The sequence below is a fragment of the Bradyrhizobium sp. cf659 genome, assembly GCF_900113725.1.
In the GTDB taxonomy this organism is placed as follows: Bacteria; Pseudomonadota; Alphaproteobacteria; order Rhizobiales; family Xanthobacteraceae; genus Bradyrhizobium.
The window spans coordinates 239,175-252,583 of sequence record NZ_FOQJ01000001.1 but is presented as its reverse complement, the minus strand read 5'-3'; the positions used below and the strand labels follow the sequence as shown (position 1 = coordinate 252,583).

14 protein-coding genes are annotated in these 13,409 nt (G+C 64.9%); 11 read left to right on the top strand and 3 right to left on the bottom strand.

Going from position 1 to position 13,409, the window contains the following annotated elements; translation table 11 throughout:
* Positions 1–30 precede the first annotated feature (30 nt).
* The 8 genes from BM118_RS01230 (at position 31) to BM118_RS01195 (ending at position 6,667) form a co-directional block, all read left to right on the top strand.
* A complete protein-coding gene (locus BM118_RS01230) occupies positions 31–1,164 on the top strand; it encodes an alpha-hydroxy acid oxidase (protein ID WP_092181141.1) in 1,134 nt (377 codons plus the stop codon).
* Positions 1,165–1,178: 14 nt separating this feature from the next.
* Positions 1,179–1,805: an HAD family hydrolase gene (locus tag BM118_RS01225; protein ID WP_092181138.1), complete on the top strand. Its 627-nt coding sequence runs from the start codon at positions 1,179–1,181 to the stop codon at positions 1,803–1,805.
* Between the two features lie 167 nt (positions 1,806–1,972).
* Positions 1,973–2,179 carry a hypothetical protein gene (locus tag BM118_RS01220; RefSeq protein ID WP_092181135.1) on the top strand — a complete coding sequence of 69 codons (207 nt, stop codon included), beginning with the start codon at positions 1,973–1,975 and terminating at the stop codon, positions 2,177–2,179.
* A gap of 228 nt (positions 2,180–2,407) precedes the next feature.
* Complete coding sequence (locus tag BM118_RS01215) at positions 2,408–3,619, top strand: molybdopterin molybdotransferase MoeA (RefSeq protein ID WP_092181132.1); 1,212 nt, start codon at positions 2,408–2,410, stop codon at positions 3,617–3,619.
* A gap of 175 nt (positions 3,620–3,794) precedes the next feature.
* On the top strand, positions 3,795–4,496 hold the full coding sequence (lexA, locus tag BM118_RS01210) for a transcriptional repressor LexA (RefSeq protein WP_092184170.1): 702 nt from the start codon (positions 3,795–3,797) through the stop codon (positions 4,494–4,496).
* A 178-nt stretch (positions 4,497–4,674) separates the two neighbouring features.
* The gene (locus BM118_RS41060; RefSeq protein WP_177233924.1) at positions 4,675–4,878 is read left to right on the top strand and encodes a hypothetical protein; all 204 of its coding nucleotides are present in this window, start codon (positions 4,675–4,677) and stop codon (positions 4,876–4,878) included.
* Positions 4,879–5,071: 193 nt separating this feature from the next.
* Entirely contained in the window at positions 5,072–5,506 is a 435-nt protein-coding gene (locus BM118_RS41055) for a hypothetical protein (RefSeq protein ID WP_177233923.1), read from the top strand.
* A 219-nt stretch (positions 5,507–5,725) separates the two neighbouring features.
* Positions 5,726–6,667, top strand: a complete 942-nt coding sequence (locus BM118_RS01195; protein ID WP_092181129.1) for a GAF domain-containing protein — start codon at positions 5,726–5,728, stop codon at positions 6,665–6,667.
* A 9-nt stretch (positions 6,668–6,676) separates the two neighbouring features.
* Here BM118_RS01195 and BM118_RS01190 read toward each other — a convergent pair whose 3' ends face one another.
* A complete protein-coding gene (locus BM118_RS01190; RefSeq protein ID WP_177233922.1) occupies positions 6,677–8,956 on the bottom strand; it encodes a ComEC/Rec2 family competence protein in 2,280 nt (759 codons plus the stop codon).
* Between the two features lie 95 nt (positions 8,957–9,051).
* A complete protein-coding gene (locus tag BM118_RS01185; RefSeq protein WP_092184168.1) occupies positions 9,052–9,285 on the bottom strand; it encodes a DUF2171 domain-containing protein in 234 nt (77 codons plus the stop codon).
* Positions 9,286–9,661: 376 nt separating this feature from the next.
* Here BM118_RS01185 and BM118_RS01180 point away from each other — a divergent pair, with 376 nt between their 5' ends.
* Complete coding sequence (locus BM118_RS01180; RefSeq protein ID WP_092181123.1) at positions 9,662–10,990, top strand: MFS transporter; 1,329 nt, start codon at positions 9,662–9,664, stop codon at positions 10,988–10,990.
* A 64-nt stretch (positions 10,991–11,054) separates the two neighbouring features.
* Here BM118_RS01180 and BM118_RS01175 read toward each other — a convergent pair whose 3' ends face one another.
* A complete protein-coding gene (locus tag BM118_RS01175; RefSeq protein ID WP_177233921.1) occupies positions 11,055–11,417 on the bottom strand; it encodes an SPW repeat domain-containing protein in 363 nt (120 codons plus the stop codon).
* Positions 11,418–11,653: 236 nt separating this feature from the next.
* Between BM118_RS01175 and BM118_RS01170 the strand changes: the two genes are divergently transcribed.
* Together BM118_RS01170 and glnA are read left to right on the top strand one after the other, a co-directional pair.
* On the top strand, positions 11,654–11,836 hold the full coding sequence (locus BM118_RS01170; protein WP_028171775.1) for a hypothetical protein: 183 nt from the start codon (positions 11,654–11,656) through the stop codon (positions 11,834–11,836).
* A 126-nt stretch (positions 11,837–11,962) separates the two neighbouring features.
* Entirely contained in the window at positions 11,963–13,393 is a 1,431-nt protein-coding gene (gene glnA / locus BM118_RS01165) for a type I glutamate--ammonia ligase (RefSeq protein WP_092181114.1), read from the top strand.
* Positions 13,394–13,409: the final 16 nt, after the last annotated feature.

The window sequence follows — 13,409 nt, the reverse complement described above, 5'->3', positions numbered from 1 at the left end:
ACAAGGCTTCAAATTCTCGGGAGGATAATAATGAACGAAGCACCCCGCATCCGGCCGGAAAGGAACGTCGAACTCGGCGCCAGCAGCGAGCCGTTCCAGAATCTGCACGAATTCATCCGGAAGGCACGCGCCAACCTCAACCAGAATGCCTGGGACTATATCGTCGGCGCCGCCGAGACCGAGACCACGATGCGCCGCAACCGGATGGCGCTGGACGAGATCGCCTTTCGCCCGCGTGTGCTGCGCGACGTGCGCAAGGTCGATGGCTCCGTCGAGCAATTCGGCCGCAGGATGCGCCTGCCGGTGGTGCTCGCGCCAGTCGGCGCGCTCGAGATCTTCGACCCGGATGGCGCGGCGAGCGTCGCCCGTGCTGCGGGCACCTTCGGTGCGGCGCACATGCTGAGCTCGGTGTCCGAGCCGGGCCTCGAGAAGACCGCCGAGGCCGCTCCCGATGCGCTGCGCCTGTTCCAGCTCTATGTGCGCGGCGACGACGCCTTCGTCGCCGATGTCGTCAGCCGGGCCGAAAAGCACGCCTACGCCGCCTTCTGCCTGACCGTCGACACCGCCCATTACAGCCGTCGCGAACGTGACATCGCCAAGCGCTACGTTCGCGAGAGCCGCCTGCGCGCCACCGGCGGCGATTTCCAGAAGGGCCTGGAGTGGCGGACCGTGAAGATGATCAAGGACAAGTTCAAGATTCCGCTGATCCTCAAAGGTATCGCCACCGCCGAGGACGCGCTGATCGCGATCGATCACGGCGTCGAATGGATCTACGTCTCCAACCATGGCGGCCGCCAGCTCGATCACGGCCGCGGCGCCATGCATGTGCTGCCTGAGATCGTCGAGGCCGTGAAGGGCCGCGCCAAGATCATGGTCGACGGCGGCTTCGGCCGCGGCACCGACATCGTCAAGGCGATCGCGGCGGGCGCCGACCTCGTCGGCATCGGCCGGTTGCAATGCTGGGCGCTGGCGGCGGCCGGCGAGGCCGGCGTGGCGCGGATGCTGGAGCTTCTGGAAGACGAGGTGCTGCGCTGCCTCGGCCTGTTGGGCGCCACCTCGTTCGCCGAGGTCAACAAGTCCTGCCTGCATCAGGCAACCGCAACGAATGCGCCGAGCGTGTTCAGCGCGTTCCCGCTGTTCGACCACGAACCTTACCGATACTGATCTGAAAGGATGCAATGACCTCGCTCTCTCCCGGCAGCGCGGATGCGCTTTTGTTCGATCTCGGGCGCGTCGTGCTCGACATCGACTTCTCCAAGGCGATCGCCTGCTGGGCGGGACATGCCGGCTGCAAGCCGGAGGCGATCGTTGGCCGCTATGTGCGCGACAGCGAGGCCTATCGGCTGCACGAGGTCGGCAAGATCAGCGACGAAGACTATTTCGCCTCGCTGCGCGCCTCGCTCGGGATCGGCATCTCGGATGCGCAATTCCTCGAGGGCTGGAACGCGATCTTCGCGGGCGAGATGCCTGATATCGCGGAGCTATTGCCGCGTGCGGCGAAGCAGATGCCGCTCTACGCCTTCTCCAACACCAACCGGCCGCATGTGGACCATTTCTCGAAGGAGTATGCCGGCCTGCTCGGCCATTTCCGCGAATTGTATCTGTCGTCCAGCATCGGCCTGCGCAAACCGGACGCGGCGGCTTTCGACCATGTCGTGGCGGCCATCGGCGTGCCCGCCAGGCGCATCGTGTTCTTCGACGACCTCGCCGAAAACGTCGAGGGCGCGCGGGCGCGCGGATTGACCGCGGTGCATGTGACCTCGCCCCGCGACGTCGGCGATGCACTCAAAGCGCTGGGAATCTGATCGAGAGACACCGGCCGGCGGGTGAAACCGGGGAGTTCCCCGGATCCGATCTGGGCCGGGATGAGGAAACAAATCACTTTGTATATTTTTATACAGAGTTCCGGGAACGGAATGCCCGCTTCCGGACTCTTGAGTCCGTTGGGACTTCTACGGACGGACGCATCATCGTGTTGGGCAAGACCTACCTCACCAAACAGGCCTCTCTTCTGCTCGAATTCGCCAGAACGACGTCGGATTCTGACCTTTCCGCCAAGCTGATCAGCAAGGCCGCCGACCTGAAATCCCAGGCCGATCCGCTGCCCGACAAGGATCAAGGCCCCAAAGCTCCCGATGTGGCGCCGGACGCCCGTCCGGGCCGGCAGTCCGGTCGTTGACCGATGCTGGCCGTGGCTCTCGTCACTATCGTCCTTGCCATGGCCACACTCGTACCGGTCTTTCCGATCGTCCGGATGATGCCGCGCCGCACTTGGCGTTCTCCATAGAAGAGCGGCCGAGCGACGGGATGAATTATCCTGCCTCGTCGCTGTTTTGCCTCCGCGCCCGCACTCGGATAGAACGTTCGCCGTTCATTCACCCGAACGTGCCTTGCAGGAGTCTTCCCCGTGGCCTTGATGCCGGTTTCTGACGCGCTCGCCGCGGTGCTGGCCGGCGTGGAGCCGTTGCCTGAAGAGATGATTCCACTCGACGAGGCCTACCACCGGGTGCTCGCGCGCGACGTCGCGGCGCGGCGTACGCAGCCGCCGGAGGCGATGTCGGCGATGGACGGCTACGCCGTGCGCGCGGCCGATGCAGCCAAGGTCGACGCACAGCTCACCGTGATCGGCGAGATCGCGGCGGGCCGGCCGTTTGCGGGATCGGTCGGCGTCGGCGAAGCGATGCGAATCTTCACCGGCGGCGTCGTTCCGGCTGGCGCGGACGCGGTCGTGATCCAGGAGGACACGGTCGCCGACGGCAGGCGCATCACGATCAAGCAAGCCGCCGTCACGGGGCGGCACATCCGTCCCGCCGGCGTCGACTTCTCCGAGGGCGACGTGCTCCTGCGCAAGGGAACCCGGCTCACCGAGCGCGACCTCGCACTCGCCGCCGGGATGAATCACCCGCACCTCCCCATCCGCCGCCGCCCAAAGGTCGCGATCCTCGCCACCGGCGACGAGCTGGTGATGCCAGGCACCACACCGGGTGCCGGCCAGATCGTCTATTCCAACGGCTACGCCCTGCACGCGCTCGCCCGCCAGGAGGGCGCAGATACCGTCGACCTCGGTGTTGCCGCTGATACGCTGGAGGCCACCACCGCCGGCATCCGCCGTGCCCGCGAAAGCGGCGCCGATATCCTGATTACGACCGGCGGCGCCTCGGTCGGCGACCACGATCTGGTCCAGCAGGCGCTGAGGGACGAAGGCATCGCGATGGCGTTCTGGAAGATCGCGATGCGGCCGGGCAAGCCGATGATGCACGGCCGGTTAGGAACGATGGGTGTGATCGGCCTGCCCGGCAATCCCGTGTCGTCCTATGTGTGCGCCTTCCTGTTCATGGTGCCGTTGATTCGCGCTCTGTCGGGCCGCGCCGTGATTCATCATCGTCGCGAGCGCGCCGTGCTCGGCCGCGACCTCGGTGCCAATGACCAGCGCGAAGATTATCTGCGCGCACGTCTGGAGCGGCGCGACGACGGCACGCTTGTCGCCCTTCCCGTCGATCATCAGGATTCCTCACTGCTTGCGAATCTCGCTGCGGCACAGGCACTTCTCGTGCGCGCGCCGTTCGCACCCAAGGCCGAGGCCGGCACGCCTTGCGAGGTGCTGCGACTGCCCGCCTGAACCCGCTGGTCATGCGCGTTCCGCGAACTTTGTCGCGTTCACGGTAAATTAAGCAGTTGCGGAACACATATCGAACATATAGTGTCCGTTCATGATTTGTTTCGAGCATCTGGCGGCTCGCCGCTGAATTCACCGTCTCGGAATCGAACGACATCAACCGGGGGATTTGGTCGAGATGTTAACGCGCAAACAATACGAGCTTCTGCGATTCATCAGCGAGCGTTTGAAGGAAAGCGGCGTGCCGCCCTCCTTCGACGAGATGAAGGACGCGCTCGACCTGCGCTCGAAGTCAGGCATCCATCGCCTGATCACCGCATTGGAGGAGCGCGGCTTCATCCGGCGTCTGCCCAACCGGGCCCGCGCGATCGAGGTGATCAAGCTGCCCGAGCTCCAGGCCGCCGCCGGCAGCCGGCGTGGCTTCACGCCGAGCGTCATCGAGGGCAATCTCGGCAAGGTGCGAGCGAGCTCCAGCGCGTCCGTGGAAGAGGGCGAGCGCCCCGTCGCGGTGCCGGTGATGGGCCGCATCGCGGCCGGCACGCCGATCGAAGCGCTGCAGACCCGCAGCCACACCATCAGCGTACCGCCTGACATGCTCGGTTCGGGCGAGCACTACGCGCTCGAAGTGCGCGGCGACTCGATGGTCGAAGCCGGCATCCTCGACGGCGATATGGCGCTGATCCAGCGCAACGAGAGCGCCGACACCGGCGACATCGTGGTGGCGCTGATCGACGACGAGGAAGCGACGCTGAAGCGCTTCCGCCGCCGCGGTGCCTCGATCGCGCTCGAGCCCGCCAATGCGGCCTATGAGGTCCGCATCCTGCCGCCCAACCGGGTGAAGATTCAGGGCAAGCTGATCGGCCTGTACCGCAAGTACTGAGCGCGCCCCGCCGGTTGGCGACCCGCGCGTTGACGATTGGAGCGGACGATTGTCCGCTCCGGCTGGATAGTCTTTCTGGTTTTGCACAGATTATCCGGCCCCTTCTCCAGCGCTACATCCTCGGCACGCCGCACGAAGCCCTCATCGCTTCGCGGCGCTGGAAATCGAGGAGACCATCATGCGCAAGATCGTTTTGAGCGCCGTCACGATGACGCTGATCGCAGCATCGGCGTCGCAAGCCTTCGCCGCACAGTCACACCAAGTCCGCAAGGCAACGCCGCCGACGACGAGCGAGCAATTGCGCAATGCCCGCAACGCCGTCGCGCAGCCGTCGCAACCCGCCTGGCAATATTCGGGCTGGTCGGCACCTGCTGGTCGCTGACGGAGACGCACGCCAAATGCACGAGAGCGGACTTTGTTCCTCGTGCATTTGAAAAAGATATTGTGATGGCAGCGCGCGGACCTAAGCCGCAGATTTGCCTACAACCGAGAAGACGCTAACATGCTTCCACTCTGATAGAGGCCTGTGCCTCCGAAGGAGGTGCGGGTTGCTATCTTCGAATGAGGAGCACCCGATGTGTGACTACAGCCTGCATGCCGTCGCGACGCGTCCCGCGGAAGTCGGCGAGACGATCGTCACGACCACCTTCCGAGGCACCTCGACGCGCGGCTTCGCCTCCGAAGCCGACATGTCCGTCGCGGTCTGCCTGCTGCCGGGGACGGAGCTCGCCTTCGCCGACAACGTCCGCTACGACAATCGCTGGATCTGGACGCGCACCATCAACTCGCGTGTCGGCAAGTTCGGCAAGATCGATCCGCACATTCCCGATCGCCATCACGACGCGATCGAATTCCCCGACGGCAAATACGTACTGGTGACGCAGCTCGTCGAAGGCCAGCGCGCGACCGTGCTGCAGTTGCCGGTGACCCAGCCCGTCGGCGAACGCGAGCACAAGCCGCAGGTCACCGCCGATGGTCGGCCGACCGTCACCCGCCTGCCGATCGGCTGACGTAGCAACCCCGGCTCGCGGGTCGGGGCCAGGATTGAAATCGCCATCGCCGGCCGTGGCCGGCGACCCGGTATGGTTTGCGTCCTGAGAATCCAATCTGCCGAGCCCCCCGCGGCTCCCCGTCGCACGAAGTTTGCGCGGCCCTGCCTGAATTTTGAACGTCCGTTCCGCGGCCAGATCGCCGATGCTGTCATTGGCTCGAGGCGGCGGACACGGTCGATGAAAACCTTCATTCGCGTCGTTGAACTCTGGGTGCCCGACCGGACGCGCATGCGGCTGGAATTCGGCGGCGGCCTCTATGGCGAAGGGCTGTCCGCGTTCAAGGCGGTGAGCGAGAACTTGCGCTTCGGATACGACGAGGGCCTTCCCGGCAAGGCCTGGGCCAGCGGCCATCCCGTGATCCTCACCAAATTCGCCAACTCCTATTTCAAGCGGACCGATCAGGCGCTCGCGGCCGGCCTCACCTGCGGCGTGGCGGTGCCGGTGTTTTCAGGCGAATTCTTGCAGGCCGTCATGGTGCTGTTCTGCGGCGACGACGAGGCGCATGTCGGCGCGATCGAGCTCTGGCACAATGATCCCGATATCTCCCACGAGATGGGGCTCGTCGACGGCTACTATGGCACCGCCGACATGTTCGAATTCAACTCCCGCCACACCAGGTTTCCCCGCGGCTTCGGCCTGCCCGGACGCACCTGGAAAGCGGGTCTGCCGCTGATCATCAAGGATCTGCACAACGCCAAAAGTTTTCTGCGCTGGGAAGAGGCTGCCGAAGTCGGAATCAATCTCGGCGTCGGCGTGCCCTACCGGACCGGCACCGACCAGACCTGGGTGCTGACCTTCCTCTCCGCGCAGGCGACGCCGATTGCGCGGCGCTTCGAGATCTGGGTGCCGAACGAGGCCCGCTCAGCGCTGGTCTTTCGCGCCGGCGATTGCAGCGCGCAGACCGACCTCGCCGCGCTCTACGCGGACAAATCCATCGCCAGGGGTGAAGGCAGCATCGGCGGAGCCTGGGCCACCGGCATGCCCGCACTCAACGACGATCTCGCGCATGACCGCTCAGCCGCGGCCGCGGAGGCCCGCGCGTCTGGACTGAGCCAGATGGTGGCCCTGCCGGTGATCGGGGCCACAGGGCTCGACGCCGTGCTGGCCTGGTACCTGTAGCCCGTCCGCTCAATCCTCGGCCTGCATGTCCGCCTCGGACGGTGTCGCGTCCCGGCTGCGGGGAGCCGCCGCCTGCGGCGCAAGGCTCGTACCGAAATCGCCCTCGCCGGCGGTCGCCGGCGACCACGGACGGTCGGTGCCTCTCGCTTTCACCGACTGAACCACAAAGCCGTCGCCGCGCCGTGTCAGCGCGAGCGCACCTTGCGCGGCGAGACGCTGCCGGTCGACCACCATCGCCGCACAATCCGGTGGCGCCGGCCGCGCCGTCACCACCAGCGCGGCGCGGCTGCAATCATCCGCCAGCGCGTCGATGCGCATGGCCAGCGCGACCAGGCGCCCGTCGGCGAGCGGTGTCACGCAGCCGGCCTCGTCGCACGACACGCCGGCGGCGAGCGAGGGACTAGCGGCATCGCGCGGATCGGCGTCTGCAGCGAGCCACTCCTTCAGCAGAAAGCCGTCCTTGCTGGCCCGGATCATTTGCAGGCGCCCGTCCCTGCCCCGGACCGCGACGCTCTGGCCGTCCCCGGCGATCAGGATATCCGGCTGCCGCCCCGACAGCCCCCAGAGGACCGCCACCAGCAGCACCAGCGCGCCGGACCAGCGCAAGGGCGTGCGCAGCAGGCCCATCACGATGATCCCCAGGCTGGCCGCGATCAGCGGCGCGATGCCGAAAGCCGGGATGCGGCCGACGGCGCCCGGCAGTGCCGCCACCCAGCGCGAGACCGCGACCATCCAGTCGATGCCGATCCCCATCAGCCACCAGAACACGCCGTCGAGCCCGAACGGCGCCGCGAGCAATCCGAGCAGTCCGGCAGGCATCACCAGCGCAGAGACCACCGGCATCGCGCCGAGATTGGCGAGCACGCCGTAGGGCGTGACGCGATGGAAATGGAAGGCGGCATAGGGCGTGGTCGCAAGCCCCGCGATCAGCGAGGCCAGAAACAGCATCGCGATCTCGCGGCCGCCCCACATCGCGATGCGCGCGGTCGCCGAATGATCGGGCGACGCAAACAGGTTCGGCATGCCGATCTGCACCAGCGCAACGAGCCCCAGCGTTGCCGCAAACGACATCTGGAAGCTCGGATGCACCAGCGCTTCCGGCGCGACCGCGAGCACGATCAGCGCCGCCACCGCCAGGGTGCGGAACGTGATGGCGCGGCGGTCGACCATGACGGCGATCAGCACCACGGCGGTCATGAAGAACGAGCGTTGTGTCGCGACCTCCGCGCCCGAGAGCAGCAGATAGAACGCGGCGGCAACCAGCGCCGCAGCCGCGGACCATTTCTTGATGGGGAAACCGACCGCCAGTCCCGGAATCAGAGCAAGCAGCGCGCGGACCGCGAAGAACACGACGCCGGCGACCACCGCCATGTGATAACCGGAGATCGAGAGCACATGGCCGAGCCCTGAAATGAACATGGCATCGTTGACGGGCGTGGTGATCGCGTCGCGCCGCCCGGTCAGCAGCGCCGTCGCGATCGCGCGATTGTCACCTTCGAGTGTTGCCCGGATGCGCGCGTCGATCCCATCGCGCAGGCCCTGCATGAAGGCGGCATAGCGCAGCCGCAGGCCACCGGCATCGGGCGGCACTGCCGCCGTGATCGCCCCCATCACAAAGCCGGAGGCGCCGATGCCCTGGAAAAACATGTCGCGGGAGAAATCGTAGCTGCCGGGGCGCACCGGCGAGATCGGCGGCATCAGCCGCGCCTTCAGCTGCACGAAGCTGCCGACCTCCGGCGCAGTCCCCTTGCGCACCGAGAGGCGCACGCGCTCCAGCTTGACGTCGCTCCGCTGCGCCTCCATCGCGGTGACGCGCAGCACGAAGCGGTCTGTGCGCTCGCGGATGTCGCGCGTCTCGACGAAGCCCGACAGCGACACCGAATAGAGCGGCTTTGCCAGCACGGTATGGCCGATGCGCGCCGTCTTCCAGGTCGCCATGGCAAAGCCGGCCGCGACCGCCGCGATCATGATCGCAGGGGCGAACAACCGGCTCCGCCGCAACAGAACCGCGCCGAGCATCAGCGCGATCGCCGTCGCGACGACGATGGAAAGCACCGGCTCGTGATCGGCGGCAAAGTAGAGCGCGATGCCGCTGCCGAAGGCCACAGGCACCCAGGGCAACAGCCGCCCGGCACCGGCCTCGGCGCGCATCCATTCGCGCAGCGTCCCGGCGAGCGCGGGCCAGGCGCCAAAGCCCGCCGGCACAAAGCCGCCGGCCGGAGCAGTCCGGCCGACGGGCCAGGTCCCCGCAATACCTTGGGACCGTATTGGCCGGCCCGGCTCCGCCATTTCCTGCACCTTGCGATACGCGACGGAGGCCGAGGCTACCGGAACGTGCAGGCAGACGAATAGCGGTACGGATCAGGAACGAGCCACGGCGGGCGCTACTTTTCCTCTTCCATCGTCACGGCCACCGCCGCCTTGGCCGAGAGCCGGACCTTGTTGCCTTCGACGTCGGCGACGAGGCCCTTGTCGATGAAGTGATGATGGCCCCTGTGGCTGCCCTCGCCGCTGTCCTTCCTGGTCAGCTTGATGCGGTTGCCCTCGATACGGTCGACAGTTCCGATGTGGACGCCGTCGGCGCCGATGACTTCCATATGCTCTGCGATGTTCTGCATGATGGGCTCCTCGTTGAGGACCCACACAACGCCCGAGAGGTCCTTTCCGTTCATTCGTGACCCGACCGCCCGGCGCGATGAGCGACCGGGGCAGCTTCGGTTCGGGTCGATTGAGCCGAAAGTCTCATAAGGGGCCGGCCTTGGCAGGATTAAACTGCTCTCAACGCCTCCCCGCACAGACGGGCCAGGTCGTGACAGCTCGCGGTACCGAAGGCCGCCGAAGCTCTTCTTAGGTGGTTCAAGGTTCCTCTGAGACCAGGCGTTGCGGACGCAACTCGCAATTCTCGCCTGTAGCGTCGCACACCAAACGCACTCCGCGAGCGAACTGGCGCTGAAATGCGCGAGGAGTGGCGTTTGAATTTGATAGGAGCAGCACATGGCAGTTCAAGTACCGCACGATTTCCGCCGCGTGATCGTTGCTGCATCAGTGGGAAACGTCATCGAATGGTATGATTTCTATATCTTCGGCAGCCTGGCCGCCGTTCTGTCGGTCAAGTTCTTCGAGCAATCCCACCCGGTTGCAGCCCTCCTCAGCACGATCGCCCTGTTCACTGCGGGCTTCCTGATCCGCCCGTTGGGAGCCTTCCTCTTTGGATGGATGGGTGACAGGGTCGGACGAAAATATACATTCCTCATCACGCTGAGCGGAATGGGACTGGGTACGGGGGCAATCGGGTTGATCCCGACCTACCAGTCCATCGGTCTAACGGCGGCGTTCCTTCTGTTCGGCTTGCGCATGATCCAGGGTCTGTGCCTCGGCGGCGAATATGGCGGCGCCATCACCTATGTCGCGGAGCATGTGCCGGACGACAGGCGCGGCTACTACACCGGCTGGCTACAGACCTCTCCGACTCTCGGCATCGTGGTGTCACTGGCAGTGATCATCCTGACACGGACCTACGCCGGCAATCAGGCCTTCGACGAATGGGCCTGGCGCGTTCCGTTCCTGGTGTCTTTCCTGCTGGTGGCCATCGCGATCTACATTCGGCTCCAGCTCCAGGAGACACCGATCTTCCAGGAGATCAGGGCTCGCGGCCAAATGACGACGAATCCGTGGAAAGAGGCCTTCCTCAGCTCCAACATCAAATACATCGGGATCGCGATCGTGGTCCTGATCGGACAGGGCGTGGTCTGGTACAGCGGCCAGTTCTGGGCGCTGTACTTCCTGCAGCAGGTCTCCAAGGTGGATGCGCTGACCTCGGCCTACATCGTGGGAGCCGCGCTGCTGATCGCAACACCGAGCCTGATCTTCTTCGGCTGGCTGTCGGATCAGATCGGCCGCAAGCCGGTGATCCTGGGCGGCATGCTGCTCGCCGCGATCACGTACTATCCGCTCTATCTGTGGCTGGGAACGGTCACGCAGCCCGGCAACATCAACTATCCGACCGCGATCTTCATCATCTTCATCCTCGTTTGCTACGTCGGGATGGTCTACGGGCCGGTCGGCGCATTCCTGGCGGAATACTTTCCGGCCAGGATCAGGTACACGTCGGTATCGGTGCCGTACCACATCGGCAACGGCTGGGGTGGCGGATTGGTGCCGTTCATCACATCGGCGGCCTTCGCGGCGACCGGCAGCATCGGCTACGCGCTGATCTACCCGATTGCGGTGCCTGCGGTGTGCTTCGTGCTTGCGGTCTTCCTGATGCCGGAGACGCGCAAGATCAGCATCTGGCAACCGATCGAGCCCAGAACAGCATCGTAACGTAATCACCTCTCCTCCGGCCGCCAGCCGATGGCGGTCGGAGAGGAGCCGGCAACCTCTCGTCTCAGCCGGCGCGGTGAGGCCAGTGATCGTGCCACCAGGTACTGAAGTCGCGATCGGTTATCAATTCCCAAGCAGCGAGCAGGATCACCAATAGGCCCGACAATACGCTGCTGACCGTGGCCGATACGGGCTCATAGCCGATGGACCAAGGCGCCAGCAGCAGAGCCAAGCCCAGCAGCATTTCGCCCCACTCTTCCAGGTAGGACGGGACGACAAAGGCTTCCACGGCAAACAGCATGACGCCGAGCCCGAGTGCGATGGTGATCCAGAGAGCAGCCCCGGATAAGCCGAGGACAAAGGACGACAGGACCAGCCACACGCCCACCAACAGGCTACCAGCGTCTTGCCAATGTTGGATGCGCATTATGCTCACCTCCCTTCTCGTATTGATGTGGGGGCGCACCGATGAAGAAACATCCCTCCGACCTGCGCTGTGTTGCCGCGACCGGGAGCCGGCGCCCCATCCGGCCGCCCATGCCCCGGAAAGGGCCCTTGCAAGTGCGGCGCACCAGGATGCAGACTATCGGCGCTTGACAGGTGTCAATGTCTGCCGTTCTCGGCCCACCCCGTTTGCGCCCAGAACAAGAGGGAGATGACGCCATGCGAGAAATGGAAATCCACGACTATGCGCGGCAGTTGCTGGAAGCCCATGGCCCCAAGGCCATTGCGGAAGCCGCTCAAAACGCCATCGACCTCGAGCAGAAGGGCGAGCTCGAATTGGCAAAAACCTGGCGGCACATCGAAGACGCGATGAAGCTGATGCGCGGGCCACATCAAAGCTGACTGCCGTCGCGCGAAGCTTGCCTGACTGCGGCGACAACGCCGAACGTGGACCACAGTCCGTCGCGAGCCGCTAGGTTGCGGCCGAACGGCTACGCGATCTCGGGACGCTGACCTGGGAGCGAAGCCATGGTTGCGAAATGTACGACAGCCGAAGACCTCGTGAAGGCGATCACGGACGAGAAAGTTCAGATGATCGATTTGCGGTTCACCGACCTGCCGGGGGTGTGGCAACATTTTTCCATCCCGCCGAGCGCGGTGAATGCCGATGCACTCAATGAGGGCATTGGATTCGATGGCTCATCGATCCGAGGCTTCCAGGAGATCCAGGAAAGCGACATGCTGGTCGTCGCCGATCCGACGACGGCATTCGTCGACCCCTATAGTCCGGCCAAAACGCTGGTTCTCATCTGCAACATCCGCGACCCCGTGACCGGCCAGTCCTATAGCCGGGATGCCCGCTACATCGCCCAGAAAGCCGAAATCTACCTCAAGGGCACCGGGCGCGCCGATACGAGCTATTTCGGCCCGGAAGCGGAGTTCTTCGTCTTCGACGAAGTGCGCTACGCACAGGGCATCAACTACGCCATGCACGCAGTCGACTCCAGCGAAGGCAGCTGGAACACCGGCTCTGAGGAAGGGCCGAACCTCGGCCACAAACCGCGCCCGAAGGAGGGATACTTTCCCGTTCCCCCGACCGACAGCATGCAGGCGCTACGCACCGAAATGGTGCTGACGATGGAATCTCTGGGGATCCAGATCGAGGCCCATCACCATGAAGTCGCAACCGGCGGCCAGAACGAGATCGACATGCGCTTCACCACCCTCACCCGCATGGCCGACAACCTGATGATCTACAAATACGTGGTGAAGAACACCGCGCATCAGCACGGCAAGACCGCGACCTTCATGCCGAAGCCGCTGTTCGAGGACAACGCTTCGGGCATGCACGTTCACCAATCGCTCTGGAAGGGTGAAACCAATCTGTTCTACGACAAAGGTGACTACGCCGAGTTGAGCCAGCTCGGCCGCTACTACATCGGCGGGCTATTGAGCCACGCCTGGGCGTTGTGCGGGCTTTGCGCCCCCACGACGAATTCCTATCGGCGTCTGGTGCCGGGCTATGAAGCTCCGATCAACCTCGTCTACTCCCAGCGCAATCGCTCCGCCTGCTGCCGGATTCCGATGTATTCGCCGAATCCGCGCGCCAAGCGCGTCGAGTTTCGTTCGCCTGATCCGTCCTGCAATCCCTATCTGGCCTTCGCGGCAATGCTGATGGCTGGCCTCGACGGTATCGACAAGCGGATCGACCCCGGCAGCCCGATCGACAAGAATCTCTACGACCTCCCGCCTGCGGAGGCGAAGGAGGTGAAGTCCACGCCAGGATCGCTGGACCAGGCGCTCGACGCGCTCGAGCGCGATCACGCATTCCTGCTGCGCGGCGATGTCTTCACCGCCGACGTGATCGAAACCTGGCTCGACTACAAGCGCAAGAAGGAGGTCGACCCGATCCGCCTGCGACCTCATCCTTACGAGTTCCATCTCTACTACGACATCTAGCGGGCGGCGACCGCGC

Excerpts from the sequence above, each read along its gene's own strand:
- BM118_RS41060 (WP_177233924.1), top strand. The coding sequence starts at position 4,675 with ATGCGCAAGATCGTTTTGAGCGCCGTCACGATGACGCTGATCGCAGCA.
- BM118_RS01175 (WP_177233921.1), bottom strand. The coding sequence starts at position 11,417 with ATGCGCATCCAACATTGGCAAGACGCTGGTAGCCTGTTGGTGGGCGTG.
- BM118_RS01195 (WP_092181129.1), top strand. The coding sequence starts at position 5,726 with ATGAAAACCTTCATTCGCGTCGTTGAACTCTGGGTGCCCGACCGGACG.
- BM118_RS01180 (WP_092181123.1), top strand. The coding sequence starts at position 9,662 with ATGGCAGTTCAAGTACCGCACGATTTCCGCCGCGTGATCGTTGCTGCA.
- glnA (WP_092181114.1), top strand. The coding sequence starts at position 11,963 with ATGGTTGCGAAATGTACGACAGCCGAAGACCTCGTGAAGGCGATCACG.
- BM118_RS01225 (WP_092181138.1), top strand. The coding sequence starts at position 1,179 with ATGACCTCGCTCTCTCCCGGCAGCGCGGATGCGCTTTTGTTCGATCTC.
- BM118_RS01185 (WP_092184168.1), bottom strand. The coding sequence starts at position 9,285 with ATGCAGAACATCGCAGAGCATATGGAAGTCATCGGCGCCGACGGCGTC.
- BM118_RS01190 (WP_177233922.1), bottom strand. The coding sequence starts at position 8,956 with ATGGCGGAGCCGGGCCGGCCAATACGGTCCCAAGGTATTGCGGGGACC.
- lexA (WP_092184170.1), top strand. The coding sequence starts at position 3,795 with ATGTTAACGCGCAAACAATACGAGCTTCTGCGATTCATCAGCGAGCGT.
- BM118_RS01230 (WP_092181141.1), top strand. The coding sequence starts at position 31 with ATGAACGAAGCACCCCGCATCCGGCCGGAAAGGAACGTCGAACTCGGC.
- BM118_RS41055 (WP_177233923.1), top strand. The coding sequence starts at position 5,072 with ATGTGTGACTACAGCCTGCATGCCGTCGCGACGCGTCCCGCGGAAGTC.
- BM118_RS01170 (WP_028171775.1), top strand. The coding sequence starts at position 11,654 with ATGCGAGAAATGGAAATCCACGACTATGCGCGGCAGTTGCTGGAAGCC.